13 protein-coding genes are annotated in these 24,834 nt (G+C 32.2%); 7 read left to right on the forward strand and 6 right to left on the reverse strand.

Annotation, left to right across the window (positions count from 1 at the left end; translation table 11 throughout):
* Positions 1 to 70: 70 nt before the first annotated feature.
* Genes PMN2A_RS09390 through PMN2A_RS09400 form a run of 3 tightly spaced genes read left to right on the forward strand, consistent with a single transcriptional unit; the run spans position 71 to position 4,892 of the window.
* Positions 71 to 817 carry a peptidylprolyl isomerase gene (locus tag PMN2A_RS09390; protein ID WP_011295567.1) on the forward strand — a complete coding sequence of 249 codons (747 nt, stop codon included), beginning with the start codon at positions 71 to 73 and terminating at the stop codon, positions 815 to 817.
* On the forward strand, positions 814 to 3,756 hold the full coding sequence (locus PMN2A_RS09395; protein ID WP_011295568.1) for a peptidase domain-containing ABC transporter: 2,943 nt from the start codon (positions 814 to 816) through the stop codon (positions 3,754 to 3,756). The genes PMN2A_RS09390 and PMN2A_RS09395 overlap by 4 nt, the downstream gene beginning before the upstream one ends.
* Positions 3,757 to 3,794: 38 nt before the next feature.
* A complete protein-coding gene (locus PMN2A_RS09400) occupies positions 3,795 to 4,892 on the forward strand; it encodes an HlyD family secretion protein (protein WP_144043296.1) in 1,098 nt (365 codons plus the stop codon).
* Positions 4,893 to 5,298: 406 nt separating this feature from the next.
* On the opposite strand, the gene PMN2A_RS09405 is transcribed toward PMN2A_RS09400, so the two are convergent.
* Both PMN2A_RS09405 and PMN2A_RS11065 read right to left on the reverse strand, forming a co-directional pair.
* Entirely contained in the window at positions 5,299 to 7,119 is a 1,821-nt protein-coding gene (locus tag PMN2A_RS09405; RefSeq protein ID WP_011295570.1) for a beta strand repeat-containing protein, read from the reverse strand.
* 12 nt (positions 7,120 to 7,131) lie between these two features.
* Positions 7,132 to 10,245: a DUF4214 domain-containing protein gene (locus PMN2A_RS11065; protein WP_011295571.1), complete on the reverse strand. Its 3,114-nt coding sequence runs from the start codon at positions 10,243 to 10,245 to the stop codon at positions 7,132 to 7,134.
* A gap of 587 nt (positions 10,246 to 10,832) precedes the next feature.
* Here PMN2A_RS11065 and PMN2A_RS09415 point away from each other — a divergent pair.
* Positions 10,833 to 11,777, forward strand: coding sequence for a GDP-mannose 4,6-dehydratase (locus tag PMN2A_RS09415; RefSeq protein WP_011295572.1), 945 nt, complete (start codon positions 10,833 to 10,835; stop codon positions 11,775 to 11,777).
* Between the two features lie 23 nt (positions 11,778 to 11,800).
* Here PMN2A_RS09415 and PMN2A_RS09420 read toward each other — a convergent pair whose 3' ends face one another.
* Positions 11,801 to 15,460, reverse strand: coding sequence for a glycosyltransferase (locus PMN2A_RS09420; protein WP_011295573.1), 3,660 nt, complete (start codon positions 15,458 to 15,460; stop codon positions 11,801 to 11,803).
* 4 nt (positions 15,461 to 15,464) lie between these two features.
* Positions 15,465 to 16,718, reverse strand: coding sequence for a class I SAM-dependent methyltransferase (locus tag PMN2A_RS09425; RefSeq protein ID WP_011295574.1), 1,254 nt, complete (start codon positions 16,716 to 16,718; stop codon positions 15,465 to 15,467).
* A gap of 289 nt (positions 16,719 to 17,007) precedes the next feature.
* Here PMN2A_RS09425 and PMN2A_RS09430 point away from each other — a divergent pair, with 289 nt between their 5' ends.
* The 3 genes from PMN2A_RS09430 (at position 17,008) to PMN2A_RS09440 (ending at position 22,831) form a co-directional block, all read left to right on the forward strand.
* A complete protein-coding gene (locus PMN2A_RS09430) occupies positions 17,008 to 17,478 on the forward strand; it encodes a GNAT family N-acetyltransferase (RefSeq protein ID WP_011295575.1) in 471 nt (156 codons plus the stop codon).
* Positions 17,479 to 17,495: 17 nt separating this feature from the next.
* Positions 17,496 to 19,748 (forward strand): tetratricopeptide repeat protein, encoded by a 2,253-nt coding sequence (locus PMN2A_RS09435; RefSeq protein ID WP_011295576.1) that lies wholly within the window; start codon positions 17,496 to 17,498, stop codon positions 19,746 to 19,748.
* A gap of 353 nt (positions 19,749 to 20,101) precedes the next feature.
* A complete protein-coding gene (locus PMN2A_RS09440; protein WP_011295577.1) occupies positions 20,102 to 22,831 on the forward strand; it encodes a tetratricopeptide repeat protein in 2,730 nt (909 codons plus the stop codon).
* Between the two features lie 161 nt (positions 22,832 to 22,992).
* Here the strand turns inward: PMN2A_RS09440 and PMN2A_RS09445 are convergent, their stop codons facing one another.
* Positions 22,993 to 23,820, reverse strand: a complete 828-nt coding sequence (locus PMN2A_RS09445) for a dTDP-4-dehydrorhamnose reductase (protein ID WP_011295578.1) — start codon at positions 23,818 to 23,820, stop codon at positions 22,993 to 22,995.
* A 4-nt stretch (positions 23,821 to 23,824) separates the two neighbouring features.
* Positions 23,825 to 24,793, reverse strand: a complete 969-nt coding sequence (locus PMN2A_RS09450; RefSeq protein WP_011295579.1) for a polysaccharide biosynthesis protein — start codon at positions 24,791 to 24,793, stop codon at positions 23,825 to 23,827.
* Between the last annotated feature and the right edge of the window lie 41 nt (positions 24,794 to 24,834).

A 24,834-nucleotide genomic window follows, 5' to 3' on the forward strand; every position in this document is an offset into this window, starting at 1 on the left:
ACTAGTTCCATAAAATAATGCTCATATATAAAATACGTATATGAATACGAGAAATTACATATAAACTATAATGGAATCAATCAAATGTCTAAATGATGACACAATACAATTATTGTCAAAGCACAAATTACTTAAAACTCTTGTAAGGTCTGAAATAATTAAAGATGAGCTAAGTAAAATATACATAGATGAGAAGAGAAAAGAGGAGTTAATTTTAGAATTTAAAAAACAACAAAATATAATTGAAGACGATAAATATAAAAATTTCCTCAATATTAATCATCTCAATGATTATGATGTTGAGGACATCGCTCTAGGAAAAACTAGGATCTATGAATATTCTTTGAAGAATTTTGGTCACAAGATTGAATCTTGGTTTTTAGAGAGAAAAAGTCAATTAGATATAATCGTTTATAGCTTAATTAGAGTAAGTGATCCTTTTATAGCAAGAGAGCTTTACTTAAGAATACTCTCTAAAGAGACAGATATTGGTGATTTGGCTACAGAGTTTTCTGAGGGTATTGAGAAAAAAACTAGAGGTATTGTAGGTCCTATATCTATAGGCAATTCTCATCCATCTCTTGCAAATTTTTTACAAAATTGTGAAATAGGTAAAGTACAACCACCCTTAAAAATCAATAACTCTTTTTTAATTATTAGAGTTGAGAACTTTGAGCCAGCAAAACTTGATGAAGACATGAAAAAGAATATGGGAGAAGAATTGCTTAACAAATGGCTGGACATTCAGGCAGATGATATGATAGAAAAATTAATAAAAAATCACTCCACAAAGTCAAATAATTCCATAACCTCATGAATGAAAATATTAATATAAGTTTAAGAGATATTGAAGGATTTAATTCAATTAGTGACTACAGTATTCAAGAGCTAAAAAATGATTTAAAGCCTATAAGATATAAACTTGGAATGCCTATTTGTGATACAAGTAATATTCCTAATAAAATAATAGTTATAGTTTCTGGCGAGGCAAGAGTTGTAAATGGGCAAATCAATAGTTGCGAATTAATTTCCAAACTAGGAGCTCAAGAATTTATTGGGCTAGCATCTCTTATCAATGCTCGAGGTTGCGAATTAATTTCCGCAAGTACAGAACTTATAGGCTTATCATTTTCTGATAAATTAATCATCAAACTGTATAAAGAAGAAGAAAGTTTTAGAGAATGGTGCAACCAAAAAATACACCTTTCGGAAATCAATCAATTAGCCAATCATCTATATAATGATATAGCAGATTCAAATATCTCTATACAAACATTATCAGATATTTTATCAAAAAATATTAGAGTTAAAACTTATAAAAATGATGAATTTATTTCTAATAATACAGAAATTAAAAATTATTTAATTAGTGATAATGTTAATGATTCTACAATTTTTGATATTTTAGATCAACAAAAAATATCCACTAGAGGTCCATTTCCTGCAAGAATATTTGAATTAAATAAAGCAATTTATGCAAATATATCTAAACCTAAATCTACAAGTAAAAAGCCGTCAGAAGACAATATAAATTTAAATAAAAGCTTAAAAAGTGAAGACAAGATGCTTGATATAAGTTCAGAAAAAGTAGGTCAATACAACACAGAAAAGAACATTAAATTAATCAAAGGTCAAGGTGATCTAAGAGAGGCATTAGCTTGTTTGCAAATGCTTGCCTCAGAAATCAACTTGCCTTATCGTTCAGATTCTATTGAAAAAATTCTCCGAGATGCTTTAAATCGAGGGAAAAAGCCCAATCTTCAACTTCTTGGAGGTATTACCTCAATAATGGGGTTGCATTCAACAATAGCTAAGGTACCTAAATCAGAAGCCAGTAGAATACCCTATCCCTCCATAATTGCTTGGAAAAATAGTTTTGCTCTTGTCAAAGAAACTAATAGTTTATTTCTAGAAATTATTTCACCAAATAAAGGTATTATCCGCTTAGATACTAATAACTTAGATGATAGTTTTAATGACGGATTTATTGAACTACTTTTAGTTGAAAAGAATGATCAAACACCAAATATTAAATTTGGATTAAGCTGGCTTTTGCCTGCAATTAATAGGTATCGAGGAGTACTTTTACAAGTTTTGCTAGCCTCTTTTATTGCTCAACTTTTTGGGCTAGCAAACCCATTATTAATTCAAGTTGTCATTGATAAAGTTATTAGTCAGAGAAGTCTTGATACTCTTCAAATATTAGGTATCGCATTAATTGTAATCACAGTTTTAGGCGGAGTAATTAGTAGTTTAAGAACTTTTCTATTTAATGAGACTACAAATAGAATAGACTCAAGGCTTGGTTCAGAGGTCATTGACCACCTTCTGCGCATACCCCTGGGATATTTCGATAAAAGACCAGTTGGTGAACTTGGGAGCAGAATTGCAGAACTAGAAAAAATAAGAAACTTTCTTACAGGTCAAGCCCTTACAACAATACTTGATGCTGCATTTTCAGTCATTTACATAATAATAATGGCCCTTTACAGTTGGTTGTTAACCATAGTGGCTCTAATAGTTGTTCCAATTCAAATATTTATAACAATTATTGGTGCACCATTAATAAGAAGACAAATAAGAGAAGTTGCTCAAAGAAACGCTAAAACCCAAAGTCATTTAGTCGAAATATTAACCGGTATACAAACCGTAAAAGCGCAAAACATAGAGAATGTCAGTCGCTGGAAGTGGCAAGAATTGTATGGAAGTTATATATCGAAGTCATTCCAAAAAACAATAACAGGTACAAGTTTAAATGAAATAAGTCAGGTTCTACAACAAATATCTCAACTTCTTGTGTTATGGATTGGAGCAGGATTAGTACTAAATGGAAAGTTAACGTTAGGCCAACTTATCGCATTTAGAATTATATCTGGATATGTAACTCAACCTCTTTTACGATTAAGTACAATATGGCAAAACATACAAGAACTAAAAGTCTCCTTTGAGAGATTGGCAGACATCATAGATACGCCTGAGGAATCTTCAGAAGTTGATAAAGCAAAAATTCCACTACCTAGCTTGAAAGGATTAATAGAATTTAAAAATGTAGAGTTTAAATTCAATCAAAACAGTCCTAATGTACTTAATAACATTAATCTCACAATAAAACCAGGTCAATTTGTAGGTATTGTCGGCCAAAGTGGTAGTGGAAAAAGTACACTTATGAAATTATTACCCAGACTATATAAACCTAATGAAGGTAAAATACTAATTGATGGTTACGACATTAATAAAGTTGAACTATATTCTCTCAGGAGACAAATAGGTATTGTTCCACAAGAACCTTTATTATTTGCAGGTAATATTAGTAGCAATATATCTCTAATTGATCCAGAAGCACCCAGTGATGAGATTGTGAGAGTAGCTAAAATTTCGAATGCTCACGATTTTATTATGAGTCTTTCAGAAGGATATAGTACAGATATAGGTGAACGAGGAGCGGGATTATCTGGAGGCCAAAAACAAAGATTAGCTATAGCAAGAACTTTATTAAGTAATCCGAAATTGTTAATACTTGATGAAGCTACAAGTGCTTTAGATTATCAGACTGAGAGAAAAGTATGTGAAGGTTTAAGAGAAGCTTGTAAAGAATCGACTGTATTTTTCATTACTCATAGATTAAACACAGTAAAAAATGCTGATGTCATCGTTATGCTTCACGATGGTTGTATTAGTGAAGTTGGTACGCATGATAAGCTAATGGAGCTTAAAGGTAGATATTTTGCTCTATATCGTCAACAGGACGCTTCATAAAGATGAGCAGCCTAAACAAAAAATTTTACTCATCGGTAATGAAAATAAAACACGTAGTTCCAAAATTAAAAAAAAAGTTTGGAACCCAAAAAATAATTTTTAAAAATTTTGAAATAAAAAAATTATTAAATAATGTCGTAAACGAAAATAGATATTATAAAAAAACAAAAAAAATATTTAATGAGATAAAAATTCAAAATATTCAAGATAATATCGAAAGGTTATTCAAGAGTGATACTAATAAGATTGTATTAAAACAATCTAAATATTGGGCAAGAGCGATTACTTGGGTTCTTTTAGGAGGTACAGCATTTTCAATAGGATGGTTAGCCTTTGCCAAAACCGAGGAAATAGCAATTGTAATGGGAAATCTAGAACCGATTGGAGGAGTAGTCGATGTACAGATGCCACTTCAGGGGATTGCACGGGAAATTCTAACCGAAGAAGGTTCTAGGGTAAAGAAAGGAGACGTTCTCATAAGGCTAGATACTGAAATAACAAAGGCACGTTTAGATTATCTTCTCGAAAATTTGAAATCTAAAAATTTAATACTTAATAAGCTAAAACAACTATTAGATGAAGGAGCTGTTTCAGAATTGCAATATCTTGAACAAAAAATCAGTGTAGAGGAACTAATGAGTGAAATAAAAGCAAATCAAGTGCAATTTAAATATCAAGAAATTAAAGCACCCATATCTGGCACAGTTTTTGATTTAAAACCTAAAAGCCCAGGATTCGTTGCCCAAACTAGTGAACCAGTACTTAAAATAGTTCCAGCCAATAATTTAATCGCAAAAGTTGAAATTGATAGTCGATCAATAGGATACATAAAAATTGGTAAAGCGGCAGACATAAGCATTGATACATTTCCTTCAACAGATTTTGGTGTAATTAAAGGAACAGTAACTAGTATTGGTTCAGATGCATTGCCACCAGATCCATCGCAAGGTAAAGGATATAGATTTCCGGCAAAAATAAAATTAGATGAACAATTTTTAAAAGTTAAGACTGGAAAAAAGCTTGCTATTCAAGCAGGAATGGGTTTAACAGCAAATATCAAATTAAGAAAGTTAACTTATCTTCAACTACTTCTTAGTAATTTTAGTGACAAGGCCGAATCACTAAATGCTATTTAATTCATAGGTGCAGATCAATCTCATAGAGAAATATATGATATATATAAATACAAAAATCTAATAAAAATGCTGCTTATAAAAATATTATTTAACTAGCTAAACCAATCAACAAAAAAATAATCGAAAAAGAAGAGATATAATTTATAAAAATGAAAAATTAAATGAAAAATATATAAGAAATAAAATTACTCAGGATTAGAAATTTATCTACGATAATTAAACAATCGATAAAACATAAACTTACAATAAAAAGAAATACTAAAAAGAAAATCAGATTAAAGAATGCAACTTTGATTTCTTAAAGGTTTACTAGTCATTAATTGATAATGACTCATGAATAGTAGTTATAAGGCAAAAAAAAACCTCTGGTTTCCCAGAGGCTTTTTGGATAAGTCTTTAATTAAACTTAGATATGGAAAATACCAGCTGCATGAGTAACAGCTACCTTAGTGATAACAGTATCATTAAGTTGGAAGAACTGGTCATCTGAGTTATTGGTGTTAGCACCTTCAGAGAAGATGAATGAATCACCACCTGTAGTGTAAGCAACAACATCACCTGCAGCATGTGTACCAGCAGCTGCAGCAGCTAGGAACTCTAGTCCTGTAGCAGTACCTGTGTTCTTGGTGTAAACACCTTCAGCAGCACCAGTACCAACTGTGTAACCGGTAATAGTACCATCACCGTCGGTTGCGGTTCCTCCTGGAACAAGAATATTAGCCTCAGTATTTAATGCATATCCGGTAATTATTATCGGTGCACTAGCACTACCAAGGGTCTGACCTGCAGTAGCTGTGATCGACAATGAAGCTCCAGTTTGATCAATTGTCGTGATTGAAGAAGCAGTAAAGTTAGCTCCAAAAGTGGCTGTAGATGCTGCAGTCGTAAAATCGAGAATCTCAATACCGCTGATTCCTACAATGTCGGCGTCAACAATGGTTCCTTGATTTGTGATTGAGAGAATGTCACCAGTACCACCTTGACCATCAAGAGCTGGGTTAGCAACGCTGAAGGCATCAAAAACAGCATCAGTCACTCTGAAAGTATCGTTACCTGTACCAGCATTAACTGTATCCCCACCAGCGACTGTAATGAAGTCTGCAGCAGTACCAGCTGTAATTACGTCAATTTGTGGTGTACCAATGATGTCATTGGCCGTTGTTGGAAGTCCAGTAATTCGAGCACCGAATGAGCCAGTAAATCCAGAGAGATCAACATACTCGAAGCCAGTAACGGTTCCAGTTGGTACTGAACCGTCTATGCTGACGATTTGATTCGTTGTCGAGGTTAAATCAACATTCAAACCACCAAGGATAGCTGCAAAATTAAGATCCAATGTATCTGTTCCGGCACCAGCTGCAATTACGTCACCAGAATTTGCCCACATAAATGTGTCATTACCATCTGAACCTGTATATGTGGCAGCAGCAGTTGAAGATCTTGTAGTCGTCTGTAGAACAGAACCACCTACTCCCATGCCAGATGCATCAATTACTGTTACATCTTCTGCAGTAGAAATAATTTCAACATCATTTGTACCAGTTAAATTGACCGCCATGGTAGCTCCAGTTGCAGTCATAGACAAGCCACTAAGGTCCAAGTCAACTTGAAGAGCTGTTTCTGGCTTGATAACAAGTGTTTCAACGTCAGCCATTGTGATCTTCAAATCATCATTTGCGGATGCTGCTGAAACATTAACTGTTTGAGATTCAGTACCACTGACAGTTGCCAACTTAATTTCTAGTTCTGAAGCAGTACCGTCAGTAGTCGTGTAATCAACCGTGACACCAGAAGCCAAACTAGATAGTTCAAGTTTTTCGGATGAAATATCAACGACATTTATCTGAGACAAGCCTGAAGCCTTAGACATATCCAAAACGTACTCAGTACCATGATCAGCCAAACTTATATCGAAGTTTTCAATACCTGTCATGTTTGGAGTAACGCTAGCATCTGTCGCAGCATCATAGGAAGCTGAAACTGTGTCTGTATTTGCAGTACCTACAACAGAAATTGTTGTAGCAGCCTCACCATCATCGAAATCATTTAAGCCAAAGGTTAAGTCAGTAATGACTCCTGAATAACCTGAGAAATCAAATACAGCACTATTAGTTGCAGTTAAAGTATCAGATGCATTTATACGGAATGAAGACAATGCATTACCACCTGTAACGTTGACTGCTGTAGCAGCGTTCAAACCGTTAGCAGCATTACCATCTGAATCCATTGATACATCAGCCTAACCTGAGATAATCAGGTTAATAGTGTCAACATCTGAGACATTATCAGTGATCGCATCTCCATCACCAAGGGTAAGGTTAAGAACATCAGTTCCTCCATTACCGTTGACAGTGATATCGGCATTAGTGGTTTCTCCGATAGTGAAGGTGTCATTTTTAGATGAACCAGTAATGTTATGAGCTCTGTCACCTTTAAGGTCAAAGGTAGTAGCTATAGCAGTACCTGCAGTAGCAGTTAGTATTCCAAAATAACCAGTCGCATCAACAGCTGTTGTATCAGTATCAAGAGTATTAAGCGTCATTGTCTGTCCAGCATCAGCAGCTGAACCGACTACAACAATCTTTGCTGCATTAAGTGAGTCAACATCAAGACTTGTGTTGGCATTTGAGGTGTCAGTGTCGTCAGTGACGTCAAATGTAACTGTCTCAATTCCAGTTGCTTTTACTTCAATAGTGTTTGTATTTGGAGTAGTTCCATCTGTGTCATTCAGGTTGAACGTAAGTGAATCTGAAGTTCCAGAGGAATCAGCAAGACTGATATCGAATAAACCATCTACATCACCATCGGTATTGTTGAGACCTGCTCCAACTTTTACTCCAGCAGCCAGATTAGTGATTGTTGTTGAAGTTGTGTTTGTTGTAACAGCAATTTCACTGGCTCCAGTAACTTTGGAAGCGTCAAAAACAAATACTCCGCCATTAGTTAGGTTCAGAGTTTCTACATTAGAGACATTTAGAGCACCGGTCGTAGCAGTTAAACCCGTTACAGTTGCAGAAAGTGTATCTGTGCCTGCTCCTCCATCAACGGTGTCTGCATTGTTTAGATTAGAACCGAAGACTAATGAATCAGCACCTGAACCAGTAGTAATCGTTTGATTAGCAGCTACTCCATCGAGTTGCAAGTCTCCAGTAAAAGTAGAAGCATCAACAGTGACAAGTTTTGAAGCAGTTATTGTGCCATCAATATCAAGAGAAGAGTCACCAGTGATCTTCAAAGTAGTCAGGGCGTTTGTACCACCGTCAGTAAGAGTAGATACTACATAATCAACTGTGTTAGCTGATAAGCCTGAGGTATTAATAGTAAGTGTCTCAATGTCACCAGCTGAAATTTGCTCAATTGTTTGTGTTAAAGCCTTGTCACCAGATGGTGAAGTTAGGTTTACGGTTAGCGAATCTGCAGTTCCTGATGGATCTTTCAAAGAAGCAGTTACTTGAGCCCCTGAACTAATTTCTACAGTTTGATCAGTTAAATTTGTGAATGAAACGTTTGAGTATCCAACTTCTGCAACAGCAATATTACCGGTACCAGTAATACTGTCGAAATTGATTGTGTCTCCGGTGTCAGATGTTCTGGTAATAAAAACACCATCACCTGTTCCGTCTACGTCGACAGCTGTGGCAGTAAATCCTGTCAAGGCGTTGATAGATGCAGCTAGTTCAGCAGCAACTTCAGCGTCAGTATTGGTGCCCGTAGCGGAAGCAATTGATGTTGATACACCGTTTAGAGAGTATGAATAATCATCGCCAGCTGCGTTCAAAGAACCTGTCACATGAACTGTTTTTGTGTGCCCAGCTGCTTTTAGAGTTGTAAATGAACCAACTCCATCTGCATTAACTACAGCCGAATCGTTAGTTGGATTGACTTCTAAAACCTCAACGTTACTTACATTTGCGAATGTTGTACTTGTAAGGGTGGCATTACCCAAATCCAAGCTTAAAGTATCTGTTCCGGCGCCTCCATCAACAACATCAGCACTTGTAAAGCCAGTAGAAAACTCAACGAAATCATCACCTGATCCACCAGTTACTGAAGCTATATCTCCTGTATTGAGCTGTATAGAAAGGTTACCGGTGAATGCAGATGCATCTACAGTTCCATCAATAGCTGTTGTTGTGGCATTGTCTGCAAAATCTACATCACCAACGATTTGAAGATTCGCAGAGCCAGTTACGTTTAATGCTGTAGCGTTATCGATTACGACATCAGTCAACTGACTTTGAGTCAGAGTTGAGTTGATTGTCAAAGTTTCGATAGAAGCTGCTGTGAAGGTACCGCCAGAAAGATTACTCACATCAAGAGTAATTGCGTCACTTGAGCCAGATACAGCAGTTGAAGTATGAGTAAGGGTTAAGTCAGCCGCACCATTTCTCAACTCTGCATTTGTCAACACAGTCATTCCTTGGAAAACAGTGTCTCCATCAGATCCAGAAGAACTCAAACCAACTGTTGAAGGTGCACCGAGCAGAGTTGTATCTACGGTTGTAACACCAGTAGGTCCATCAAAGTTAGTTAGTAAAACCTTTTCAATGCCAGTTGCTTGAACACCGCTAAGAGTTGTAGCTGCATCACCAGAAACAGCGATGTTTAAAGTATCTACACCTGATCCACCATCAATTACGTCACCAGCTTGGATGGTCGTACCAGTAGCACCGCCAACAATAACTCCATTAATCTTGTCGTTACCAGCACCACCAGTGACTGAATCCTGATTAGTTGTGAGAGTTAATGTCTTAGATGCAGTAGCAGTTGTTGGCACCCCATTTGAAGTAATGGTTGCGACACTTGCAGCTATACCTGCAGCAGTTGAAGCTGTATCTTTATCTATTGTTGATAGATAATTTCTTGCAGCGATGATGTTGTTACCAGCAGCAAAAGTAGAATCAGCTGCTAGACCATCATTTAGAGGCTGATAAGAAAGTATTCCAGCTGTAGTCTCTTTAATTTTGGCTGTATAAGCTACTGCTGCTTCAGTTCTATTACTTAAGGCTGCTTTATCATCTGCGCTTCCAGAATTATTTTGAGCAGCCCAAATAAGATCATTTGCAATCTCAGCTAATTGCAAATTACCTAAACGAATTTGCTGAGACCAATAAGTCAAGCCAGCTACATCGGCATCTCTATCGAATAGATTTTTATAAATCTGGTTTACTTGTGACTCGATGGAGAGAGTTCCGTACTCGCTTGTGAATTCGGGCTGAGCATACATATTTGCTGCAAATGCCGCGGTAGTGATCCCTCTTTCCGTCCAGTAATCAAGACCAGTGGGATCCGCAGCGCGTCCGAAGTAAGCAACGTATAGCTCTTGAAGTTGGGTACTAGTCGCGTTGGTCATGGGGGTGATGAAAATTAGTTATTCGTAAAGGGATCTCCGCAGCTAGACTGCGGCTATCTGTTTTCGGTTGGGGCACTATATAGCCCAACCAGCAGAATCACCGGAACTATACGGTGTATTGCTCATATATCAAGGCTAATTAGATACAAAAACAAGGAATCCCAGACATTTTAGTTCTCGGTCTAAGTTGAATTTCGTGCAATTAAATTGCTCAATCAAAAATAATTTTTTTTGGCTAAAGGGATTTAAGGAATAGAAAAACCGTTCGTATTACTGAGTTCTCGAGAATATGAATGTTCTGATCCCCCACAAAATCTAAAAAATTAAGAAAAGCTTTATTCATGCGTTAATCCTATTGAACCTCTAAAGACTGAACCAGCTAACAAAGTGCACACCAACAAAAGATATTGAATCAAAGAGTAAAATTAAAGGTGAAAAACAGACATAATCACATCAAAAATAGTTAGTTCATCAAGTTTCAATAAATTTATTTCATTAGAAAACTTGTAAAGTTGAAATACATAAAATAATCTCAAGACAAACAAAAAAACATGAAATCACTTGTTATTAAAAGTGTGGAGTACTAGTTGAAAAGTAAAACCGCCGTTGTTCTGGGATGCAAAGGACAAGATGGTTCTTTGATGTGCAGATCGCTTTTGGAAAAAAATTACAAGGTAATCGGATTAATTCGTGGAGAATTAAAAGATGAGAGCAATCTTCACAAGCTCGACATAAAAAATAAAATAAAAATTGAAACAGGAGACATAAAAGATTTTCAGATCATAAGTAACTTGATTGAAAAATATCAGCCGGATTGCGTGTACAACCTTGCTGCTCAGTCATCCGTGGGTCAGTCGTTCCAGAATCCAAAAGAAACAATAGATTCAATTGTAAATGGAACGATGAATATTTTAAACGTATGCAAAATTATCAATTACACCGGAAGAATTTTTTTTGCTGGTAGTAGCGAAATGTTTGGAAATATCGAAAGCAAGGCTAATATTGATCACCCACAACAACCAAATTCACCATACGCTATCGCTAAACAAACAAGCTTCAATCTGGTAAAAATGTACAGAGAGATATATGCATTAAAATGTACAACTGGGATTTTGTTTAATCATGAATCAAATTTAAGACCAGAAACATTCGTAACACAAAAAATTATAAAAACTGCTCAAGAGATCAAAAAATATAAAAAAAAGAAATTAATAATTGGCAATATTGATATAATAAGGGATTGGGGTTGGGCTCCGGAATACATCAATGCTATTCAGTTGATATCTAATTCTAATTTAATTAAAGATCACATAGTATGCACCGGTAAGGCAACAAGTTTAAAAACTTTTATTCAAAAAGTTTTTGCCAAGCTTGATTTAGATTGGGAAGAGTTCACTGTAGTGAATAAAAATTTATTTAGAGCTTCTGATATAAAAAGAAGTTGTGGAGATCCTACACCACTTTTTGAAGAATTAGGGTGGAAGTCCAAGGTTAATTTCGATTCAGTAATTGAGAGAATGCTTAATCAATGAGTTAAGTCAAATTGTAATCATAGCTATTCATTAATTTCTAGACTATTAATCATATTAAATAAACGAAATCCCAGTCTAGAAAACTTAAAATTATTAATAAATTTTTGTTTATTATATTGTAGAATTTCAGCTTCTTTTTTATTTTTTGATCTCTTGATCCAATTAATAATTCCATTGGCAATTTCATCAGAAGTAAACCCAGGTAGGTATTCAATGCAATCAGAAATATCATTAAATATTGGATTGGGAGTAACTAAAGTTGGTTTTAAAGCCGCTAATGCTTGTCTCACTGAAGCGCTTGAAGATTCGTTGGTATGTTGATAAGGAAAAACAATCAAATCTTGCGAAGACAAATTTTTTACAGTTTGTTCATCGGCCATATATTCAGTGTTTATGTTAACTATATCTCTAATATTCAACTTATGAACTAAATCTACCAACTCATTGTAAACATAAGTAAAGGAATCATTATAGATTGCCGTAAACAAATTTAATTCTAAATATATGTTTCTATCAGATAAAATTTTGACTGCCTTAATCAATTCATTGAAACCCTTATTAGGCAAACAAAAACCATATGAAGCTATTCTTAATTTATGTTTATGACTAAATAAGTTGGCTCTAGAAAAGTCTTTAGATAATTCATGATTAATGGGAACATATTTTATGCCATGCGGAAATAAACTTACATTTTCCTTCAGGCCTAAAAGCTTTAAGCGATTCAGATCTGTTAATGTATGGACTAATATTCTGCTACATTTAAATAGAGAAGGAATTAAGTTCTCTATACGTTTTTTATTATTCCCAATTGGATCAAGAGTCGAATGCATAAATAAGATTATATTGATTTTATGTGATGAAACTTTATCTATGAAACTAGATAATTCAGAGAAATTAAAAAATCCATAATTAAATTGTATTACTAAAGAAGTTATCTGGGCATTAATAACGTCATTAAATAATTGATTTAAATCTTGCGATATATCATTATCTAATTCCCAACACTGAATTGTTTCGTAAGTTGTACTAATTTTTTGTGATGAAATTGGAGTAAATATTGTTACTCTTGAGAAAATATTATCTATTAAATTTTTTGAGTAAGATGCAATACCACATCTAGTTCCCCAGGATGTAATCCATCCTATACGTGGATGAATACTTTGCATATTATTCAAAATATTTTGTGAAAAATCTAGATTCTTAAGTGCCACATTTTTCCAGGTAAATTTTTCAATATCTGATTTAGCTTTAGAAATTTTAGACCTTAAACTTAACTTATTTGAATGAAATAATTCTTTCATAAGTTCCGACAAGTGAGAACAAGATGGCTCTGCCCAATAAGACATGCCTAAATCAAAATGTGTTTTTGCTGATAAAAACTCATAATCAATTAGCCAGCTATTTTCATGATTACAGAAATCAGTTTGACCTCCCCAAGCTGTAGTTATAACAGGCAAATCTAGAAACATTGCCTCAGCTATGGGTAAACCAAATCCTTCTCCCCGGCTTGGTGCTACTAATGCATCTGAGCTAAAATATAATGCTTTTAACTGTGAATCACTTAAATCCTCGTTGATAATCATTACATCTGGATATTTAGAATTTATAGATTTCTCCTTCTTTAGGATTTGATCTACATTATTATGGGAATTCTTGAATGTTTTTATAATTAAAGTAACGTCATCATAAGAATTAAAAGCCTGGCCATAAGCTCTTAATAAGATATCAATTCCTTTACGTGGAAAGCATGAAGATACGTGGAGAAACCTAAATTTATTGGAGTTTAGCGAAAAATTCCTATCACTTTCTAAATCCTCTAAATGATCTATACCAAGGCCACAAACACTAATGGGAATTCGCACGCCATTATCTATTAAAATCTTTTTTACTTGAGAAGACATTACTGAAACACCCTGCAAATAAGTATTAAATTCAACAACCCATTCCTGAGGAAATTCAGATTCCTCCCATCCATATGAGTGAAGAAGATTTATTATTGATTGCAAGTCCGCTACTCGCGGAGGATATAAATTTCTGCTAGATACTATTGAAGATTCAGTCGATTCCAAAGATTGTTTATATAGTTTATATATAGAAGGATATTGCTTAATAAATTTGATATTAGGAACATAATCACCAGGTCCCTCCGTATTATGTATCGTTACATTTTCTATGATTTTAGTAAGAGATTGAACAAAAGATCTATTTAAAATTGCGAGGCTATAATTTGAATCAAATGGACCTTCCACTCTCCAAGAAAAGGGAGAATCTAAAGGAATCAAAGAACGTGATATAAAGTCTGTTTCTAAATTGACTAAATCAATTGAAGATGCAATTTGGTCTGCGAGATTTTGACTTAAATTAGCCTGAAGGTTCTTATCATTTTTTATTTTACTTAATAAAATATTATAGCTATTATTATTTTTATAATTTATATATTCCCAATTACAATTAGAATAATCTTTCGGATTGTCATTAATAATATTTTCACAAGCTTCTAAGACTTTTCTACTGGTGTCGAACCAAGAAAATTTCTGTGCTTGGTAACTTGCGTTTTTTATTAAAGAATTTCTAAAAACAATATCAGTTAACGCTTTCTGAATAAGATTCTTAATAGAATCAGTGTCATATGGGTCAAACATTGCATTCGCATCGCCAATAATTTCTGGAATACTTGTACAGTTTGATGCTATTGAAGGAGCTCCACATGACATTGCCTCTAGAATAGGCAGACCGAAACCCTCATGGAAAGATGGAAAAACAAATAAAGCGCAGTTTTGATATAAATAAACTAAATCTTTATCTGAAACATAGCCTAAAAGAATTACACTTTTTTTATTGATAGAGAACTCTTTTATCCAACCATGAATTAAATCAGTTTCTGAAGGTAATAACTTTCCAGAAAAAACAAGTTTGTATTTTAAGAGAACCTCAAAAGGAAGTTTTGAATATGCCTTTAACAAACCTTTAATATTTTTTCTAGGATCGCTTGCCCCAGAATATAAAATATAATGATCAAGGGTATCTAAAACACTGTGTGTTGATTTATCAGTCTCAACTTTCTTTATATTAAATATATCCCTATTACAAGCAGAGGAAATATTATAAACTTTATCTTCCGCATAACCTAAATACTTAATTGCTTCATTTTTAGATGATTTCGAAATAGAAAGTAATCCATCTAATGTTTTTAACTTATCAATTTTATTTAAATAAAATTCTTTAAAAGCTGGATTAGAATTTAAGTATAGATCTGGATGTAATAACGGAATTAAATCATAGAAGATCGATAATACTGGGGCTGCAAGAATATCGTTATCAAATTCTGTAAAGCAATTGTCTGTATACCCTTCAAAAAAACTAGTTAAAAGAATAACATCAGGAAAAACACGATTGAATGTATATGATCTTAAATATCTTGCAATATTTAAAGCATTATCATTTTTAGAAATATAATCTAGAGGTGCTAAAGAATACCAATTTATATAATTAATATTACTCCGACTTAGGTACTTTCTAAAATCAGAACTAATATCTAAAAGACAAGCATTTCCAATCAGAACATATTCATTCTCTGGAAAATTATCTAAAATATTCGAGATTATTTCATAAGAATATCTTCCTATACCTCTTTTTCTACTTCCTAAACTTTGAACACCTGAAAGGTCAATAGCAATTCGCATTCTATTAATCCATAAAATTTTTGAATAAAGATCTAGATATTTTTTGTGAACGTTTAGATAGTTGATGATGTAACATTAGAAATTTATTAAAATCTTCAGAACTTTTATCTAAAATCTTATATTTAGCTAAATTAGCTTGATTTTTATTTAAATATTTAGAGAAAGAACCAAAAAGGAATTTGTCGTTCAAAAAATACAAAATTTTATGGATTTTATTTGAAAAAATAATTTTTTTTATAAAATTATTTTTAATTATTTTATTAAATAATTTAAAAAATAATAAACTGAAATATTTTTTTAATTTAAATAGTATCTTATAAAATGGATATAAAATCTTCCGTATAATTCGATAAATTTTAAGGATATACTTTAAATCATTTTTTAAGATATTAACTTCATTATTTAAGAGTTCAAAAGCGTTCAGTTGATTACTTAAGGAATTTTTTAAAGACGTAATCTCTGTTTGACTAGAAGCATTAATATTTTCTAATTCTAATAGAATTTTCTCATTTCTTAAATCAAAATCGACACAAGCATCCATAGTCTTAGGTGCTTGATTTAGCTTTTGCTGCCAATCAATATCTTCAGAAAAAATTAGTTGAGATTTCGATACATTTTTTGTCGCGACTATCAACAGATCCTGCGCAACACCGTTTAGAATTCTTGTGATTTTAGAATGGTTTTCATTCTTCATAGGACCACCATTAATATAAAAATCACTAACTGTTTCAAACCCTATACTTTTCATAGAGAATTTGATTGCTTCAGGATTAATATGAGAAATATGTGTTTGGTCTAAATAAAAAGTATTAGTTGATACAATTAAATTATCAATACTAGGTGTTTCAATTATAAAAACACCGTCCTCGCTAAGAACTCTATAACATTCGGAAAGTATTTTAAAAGATTGCTTATAATTTATATGCTCAATCATATGAAACATTGTTAATATTGACACAGAATTAGTTGATAATGTTGGCAGAATATCTAATGCATCCCCATCAATAATATTTAAACCCTTTTCCGTACATAAAGATATCATCTCTTGGTCATTTTCTATGCCAAAGCAATTCTCTATTTTGTTACTCCATTTTTGAACCCACTCACCTCTTCCAGATCCTATATCTATTAATTTTGGTTTTTCAATATCTTTAATAATCAAATCAATTAAAAAATCATACTTTGAGAATTGGGATAAAATTGATTCAGTATCTCCTCGAAATTTATTCTCAAAGTCTAAATAAAAATTAGATGTCATAATTTTAATCTTTAGTTTTTTGATCTGACCAATATATAATACTATCTCTGGAAATACAGAATAAAAAGTCTATCATTTTTTCTTCCGCTAATCAATCATCAATCAATCAATTATAACTACTAATTATTTATTATACTAATGCAGGCTTAATAAATATGTATGAAATTTTTTTTATATTATTATTAAATGTTTTATTTTACAACTTAATAGATGCAAAATGTTACAATAAAATTTAAAATTAAAAAGTTGTTTTCGCCCCAACTCGATAAAATAGATTTAATCTTCAAAAGTGAAGCCAATAATCCTCATCAAACATTTAAACGGAGCTCCAGGTCTCAGACTCTTTGGACTTGGACCAAAGTGCATTCCGGTAAATGCAATTGATCAACTTAAAAATTTACTTGAAAATCAAAGTTTCTGGGCAAAAGGTCGAAAAAAAAATGAAATAAAAAAAATGATTAAAAATAGCAGTTGTGTTATCACTTTGTGGCAAAAAAATAGATTAATAGGTTTTGGTCGAGCAACAAGTGACTATATTTATCGAGCAGTTTTATGGGATATTGTCATTGTTAAAGATCAACAAAATAGTGGGCTCGGTAAATTATTAGTCAATTCACTCTTATCATCAAAATCAATTAAAAAAGTTGAAAAAATTTATCTGATGACAACAAATTCGCAAGATTTCTATAAAACCTGTCAATTTGAAGAGATCAATACGCAATCATTACTAGTCTATAAATATATTGATCAACAAAATTAAATATAAAATTAATAGAAATGGAACAAATTTTTAAGCAATCTCAGGACAAGAAGAAAATCAATGAAGTTAAAACCTTCTCAGTTCCATTTGCTTTAGAAGAAAACAAAGACAATATTACCATTTATACTAATACTACCTCAGAAACTTCGAAGCAAAAAATCATTAATCAAGCAATCAAGTTTCATTTACAAGGTAATATTTTAGAAGCAAAAAAATATTATCAATATATAATAGATCAAGGATTTAATGATCACAGAGTCTTTGCTAATTATGGAGCAATTTTAAGAGATCTTGGCAAATTAAAAGATGCAGTATTAGCAGTTCGTGAAGCTATTAAAATTAATCCTAATTTTGCTGAGGCATATTGCAACATGGGAATAATATTTAAAGACCTTGGTAATTTACAAGACGCAGAATTTTATACTCGCAAAGCAATTCAAATTAATCCAGATAGTGCATTGGCTTACTCGAATCTGGGAATCATATTGAAAGACCTTGGTAATTTACAAGACGCAGAATTTTATACTCGCAAAGCAATTCAAATTAATCCTAATTTGCCAGAGGCTTATTCCAATCTGGGAATAATATTGAAAGACCTTGGTAATTTACAAGACGCAGAATTCTCATACCGCAAAGCAATTCAAATTAATCCTAATTTGCCAGAGGCTTATTTCAATCTTGGAATCATATTGAAAGACCTTGGTAATTTACAAGACGCAGAATTCTCATACCGCAAAGCAATTCAAATCAAACCTAAATTGGCAAATTCCCATAATAATCTAGGAATAATCTTGAAAGATCTTGGTAAGTTACAAGACGCAGAGTTGTCATACCGCAAAGCAATTCAAATTAATCCTGATTACGCAGAAGCTTATTCCAATCTAGGAAGCACATTAAAAGAGCAAGGTAATTTTACTGATGCTATAAATCAATTCAAGCATGCACTAAAATTGAACAATGAATTAACATCAGCTAAGGCTGGTTTAATGTCTACTAAGGGTAATATATGCGATTGGAGTGATGAAAGAACTCGTAATATATGGCTTAAATCACTTGGTATTAAAGGAAAAGCTATTAATCCATGGGGATTACTTTCATTAGAAAATAATCCTTTAAATCATTTAAAAAGATCTAAGAAATTTTATAAAGAAAAATATATACGACCAACTCAATATATTAAACCTTCCCCAAAAAGTTTAATTCATATAGGTTATTTCTCTGCTGATTTCCTGAATCATCCTGTAATGCAACTAATTGCTCCTCTACTTGAGCTACATGATAAATATAGGTTTAAAATATATTTATACTCATTTGTGCCAAAAGAAGATGAATATACTGAAAGAGCAAAAAAGTCTGGATGCATATTTAGAAACATCAAAAATTTAAATGATATTGAAGCAGTTGAATTAGCAAGAAGTGATCAGTTAGATATTGCAGTAGATCTCATGGGATATACCAGACACAATAGAATGCCTATATTCTCATATAGGGTGGCACCAATACAAATCAATTACTTAGGTTATAATGGTTCTATTGGCTCAGATACTATTGATTATATTATCGCGGATAAAATCACAATTCCGAGAGAGTATGAAAAATTTTATTCCGAAAAAGTAATACGATTGCCAAATTGCTTTATATGTGATGATCATAAAAAAGAAATTTCTAAAGAGTCCATATCTCGTAAAGATTTCAACCTTCCTGACCAAGGCTTTATATTTACTTGTTTTAATAATAATTATAAAATAACAGAAAAAGAATTTAATATATGGATGAACTTACTTAGAAAAATAGAAGGAAGTGTTCTTTGGTTATATAAGGCAAATCAATGGTCAATGAATAATTTATACAAGGAAGCGAGTAAACGAAAAGTAGATCGAGACAGAATAATATTCTCTGAAAAATTACCAATGAGCAAACATCTAGCTAGGCATTCTCTAGGTGATTTAGCACTTGATACTTTTAATTACAATGGAGGTGTGACTAGTTCTAATGCGTTGTGGACTGGTTTACCAGTGCTTACAAAAATAGGTCAGAATTTTACTGCTAGGATGTCTGCCAGCCTGCTTACATCATTGGGACTTCCCGAATTAATTACTTATAGTGAAAGTGAATACGAAGATAAAGCTTTATATATTGCTAGCAACTCTGAAGAGATTATTCGATTGAAATCTAAATTAAACAAATCGAAAGAAACATCACCACTTTTTAATTCAAAATTATTTACGCAAGATCTTGAAAATATTTATCTTGATCTGGTAAAAAAATAATTTTAGCCTGAACCGTTAATCAATTATTAGAAGACACATGCTAATAAAAGTTCAACAATCACCTCAAGAATATTTTGAAATTAAAGATTGAATCAGAACTGCCTTATTTAGGTAACTTTTAATACTTTAGCAGCACCTCATCAGTCTTCCGTCTAAAGGAGGAAAAGAAGTTTTACCAGAAGGGGAAGAGATGAGAAATAACCAAACGCGTCTATTTGCGACATGTCTGGACTAATTACTTCCCTTTGAAGGGATACAATCACCCTGCTTAATTAAAGGGCAAGATCATTTCAAAGCAAACCCTCAATACAAGGTATAATTCTCACTAATAGATCCTTTGCAAAATAAATAATTTGACCGAAGAAAGAAAGAATCAAAAGCAAGAAGGCTCTAAAGTAAAAACATTCCCAGTCTCTTTTGCTTTAGGTGAAATTAAAGAAAACATCACTATTACGACTAATAGCGCTTCTAATACTTCAAAGGAACAAAAAAGATTTGGAGACCAGAGTAAAACTATAAAGAAAAAAGATACCAATACAATTACTAAACCTTCCAAAGATCAAATCATTAATCAAGCATTTAAATTTCATTCACAAGGCAATATAAAAGAAGCAGCAAAAAATTATCAATATTTCATTAATCAAGGTTTCTCTGACCACATGGTTTTTTCTAATTATGGAGCAATATTAAGAGATCTTGGTAATTTACAAGATGCAGAATTATATACTCGCAAAGCAATTAAAATTAATCCTAATTACGCATTGGCTTACTCTAATCTGGGAAATGTATTAAAAGATCTTGGTAAGTCACAAGATGCAGAATTGTCATACCGCAAAGCAATTCAAATTAATCCTAATTACGCAGATGCACATTACAATCTGGGAATAATATTGAAAGAACTTGGTAATTTACAAGACGCAGAATTGTCATATCGCAAAGCAATTCAAATTAATCCTAATTACGCAGATGCATATTCCAATCTGGGAAATGTATTAAAAGATCTTGATAATTTACAAGACGCAGAATTGTCATACCGCAAAGCAATTCAAATTAATCCTAGTTACGCAGACGCATATTCAAATCTGGGAAATGTATTAAAAGATCTTGGTAATTTACAAGACGCAGAGTTGTCATACCGCAAAGCAATTCAAATTAATCCTGATTACGCAGAGGCGCATTTCAATCTAGGAAATCTATTAAAAGATCTTGGTAAATTACAAGACGCAGAGTTGTCATATCGCAAAGCAATTCAAATCAAATCTGATTACGCTGAGGCGCATTACAATCTAGGAATCATATTGAAAGACCTTGGTAATTTACAAGACGCAGAATTTTATAATCGCAAAGCAATTCAAATCAAACCTGATTACGCTGAGGCGCATTTCAATCTGGGAATCATATTGAAAGACCTTGGTAATTTACAAGACGCAGAATTCTCATATCGCCAAGCAATTCAAATCAAACCTGATTACGCAGATGCCTACTCCAATCTGGGAAATGTATTAAAAGATCTTGGTAAGTTAAAAGACGCAGAATTGTCATATCGCAAAGCAATTCAAATCAAACCTGATTACGCTGAGGTTTATTCCAATCTGGGAAATGTATTAAAAGATCTTGGTAATTTACAAGACGCAGAATTTTCATACCGCAAAGCAATTCAAATCAAACCTGATTACGCAGATGCTTACTCCAATCTGGGAAATATATTAAAAGAGCTAAGTAATTTCACTGACGCTATAAATCAATTCAAGGATGCACTAAAATTGAACAATGAATTAACATCAGCTCAGACTGGTTTAATGTCAACTCAGGGTAATATATGCGATTGGAGTGATGAGGAGACTCATAATAAATGGCTTAAATCACTTGGTATTAAAGGAAAAGCTATTAATCCATGGGGATTACTTTCATTAGAAGATAATCCTTTAAATCATTTAAAAAGATCTAAGAAATTTTATAAAGAAAAATATGTACGCGCAACTCAATATATTAAACCTTCCCCAAAAAGTTTAATTCATATAGGTTATTTCTCTGCTGATTTCAGGACTCATCCTGTAATGCAACTAATTGCTCCTTTACTTGAGCTACATGATAAATATAGGTTTAAAATATATTTATACTCATTTGCACCAAAAGAAGATGAATATACTGAAAGAGCAAAAAAGTCTGGATGCATATTTAGAAACATCAAAAATTTAAATGATATTGAAGCAGTTGAATTAGCAAGAAGTGATCAGTTAGATATTGCAGTAGATCTCATGGGATATACCAGACACAATAGAATGCCTATATTCTCATATAGGGTGGCACCAATACAAATCAATTACTTAGGTTATATTGGCAGTATTGGTTCAGATACTATTGATTATATTATCGCGGATAAAATCACAATTCCGAGGGAGTATGAAAAATTTTATTCCGAAAAAGTAATACGAATGCCAAATTGCTTTATATGTGATGATCATAAAAAAGAAATTACTAAGGAGTCCATATCTCGTAAAGATTTCAACCTTCCTGACCAAGGCTTTATATTTACTTGTTTTAATAATAATTATAAAATAACAAAAAAAGAATTTAATATATGGATGAACTTACTTAGAAAAGTAGAAGGAAGTGTTCTTTGGTTATACAAATCAAATCAACTTTCCATGAATAATTTATACAAGGAAGCGAGTAAACGAAAAATAGATCGAGACAGAATAATATTCGCTGAAAAATTACCAATGAGCAAACATTTAGCTAGGCATTCTCTAGGTGATTTAGCACTTGATACTTTTAATTGTAATGGAGGTAAAACAACTTGTGACGCGTTATTGGCTGGCTTACCATTACTTACAAAGATAGGTCAGAGTTTTACTGCTAGGATGTCTGCCAGCCTGCTTACATCATTGGGACTTCCCGAATTAATTACTTATAGTGAAAGTGAATACGAAGATAAAGCTTTATATATTGCTAGCAACTCTGAAGAGATTATTCGATTGAAATCTAAATTAAACAAATCGAAAGAAACATCACCACTTTTTAATTCAAAATTATTTACGCAAGATCTTGAAAATATTTATCTTGATCTGGTAAAAAAATAATTTTAGCCTGAACCGTTAATCAATTGCCAGTAAATTTAAAGTAAATAATAGTTAATTATTTTATCTCAATATATCTTACAAATAAATATCAAATATCAACTGATTTCTTGAACTATATTTGAATATTTAATTTAATAACAACATACAAAGTTTCATAATACCTAATTAATCAAATCCTCAAATTCTTTCAATTCTATTAATAAGTTATAAATATCACCGAAGTTGTTTTCATGAAGGATTAACGATTTATTTACAGTATGAGTTGCTTTTATTGGTTTGAGATATTTTTCTGGGGAAATTTTATTAAGAATTAGTATATATTTAATTAGCTCGTATTTAGATATAGTATTGGTCCCATATACAGATATTGGAGGGAATGAATCAAAATTATTAATTATTTTAAAAGCTATTTCTGCCCATTTTAAAGCAGTTATACCATTCCAAAAATGATTAACATAACCATATATTAAATTAGATGATTTGATCCTAGATAATGTCCATGAATATAATGATTTATTTGACTGATCAGAAGCTATTATGGAAGCTCTTATAACTCTTATGAGATCAATATGAATTTGATAAGTTTTTCTGGAATATAAACATGCTTTACTCTTACCATATAGACTATCACAATCATAATTTGAATCTAGCCCATAAGGAGCTAAGTTTGGATTTCCCTTGTAAACACAATCTGTACAGGGATGTATTACTCTAAAGTTATTTTCAAGCAGTAATTCTGGTAATAAATAATTGATTTTAAAGTAATCTATTTTTGTGTTTACATTTGTATAATTAGGCATCTTTTGAGGAATAGATCCAGCACAATTTATAACAAAGTCAGCGTTTTCTAATGAACTTATAAATTCGTTTTTATTTTCTAAATTATATTTTACCGGAAATATTAAATGAATGTCATTACCAAACATAAGAAAATAATTGAATACAACCTTGCCCAACATTCCAGAGGGTCCAATTATTGCAATTTTCATATTCTCAAGGCTTAAAATAATTAAATTTATTTAGAATTTTATTAAGTTCTGATTTCGAAATTAAACAATCTTTTGAGCTATAACTATCATTTCTTAATTGAGTACAATCTGATTTAAATTTGGTACGAAAAGGTTTTAAGATATAAAAAGTCCCACAATCTGAATTGGATAACCTTGACATTTCTTCTTGTGTAACTAAAACCTCATGAATCTTTTCTCCAATTCTTGGATAACCTATATTAAATTTTAAGTTAAAATTTTCTTTATATATCTCAAACAAATCTAAAACTTTAATACTTTTTGATTTAGGAATAAGTGATGCTTGATCGTATGAAATTCCTTCAAAGATTAAATCAATTGCTTGATCAACATCAATAATAAATCTTGTCATTTTCTTAGAAAACAAAGTTAATTCTGTATTTGAATTTATTGATTTCCAAATCATTGGAATAATGCTACCTGTAGAATTAAGCACATTTCCATAGATAACTGTAGATAAATTTGTACTAGAATGTCTTTCATAATTATTCTTGAGTATGAATTGTTCACCTGCAAAATACTTCAAACTACCATATATAGTTGTCGCAGCTCTGCTTTTATCAGAGCTGATAAATATAGCGCTATCAAATTTATTTTCAATTGCTATATGTTTACTATTGATAGCGCCATTAGCTATTGTTTGTAAAGCTTCTTCTGGGTTCTGATCACATGAACTAATTTGCTTTAGACTTGCAGCAAAAATTCCAATATTTGCACCTTTAGCTGATCTATTTAATAATTCTTTATCTCTGATATCTCCTAGAATAAAATGAACATTTGGATATTTTTCCTTTAAAAAATGATGTTTTGCCTCGTCTCTAGAGTATATGATAATTTCATTTTTTTTATATAACCTTTCAATAAGACTTCTACCTAAGAAGCCAGTACCACCAGTTATGAAAATTCTTTTATCTTTTGGAGTAAAACTGTACACTATGAAACTATTTTACTGAGATTATAGTCATAAAATAGCTG

This window comes from Prochlorococcus marinus str. NATL2A, assembly GCF_000012465.1.
GTDB lineage: Bacteria > Cyanobacteriota > Cyanobacteriia > PCC-6307 > Cyanobiaceae > Prochlorococcus_B > Prochlorococcus_B marinus_B.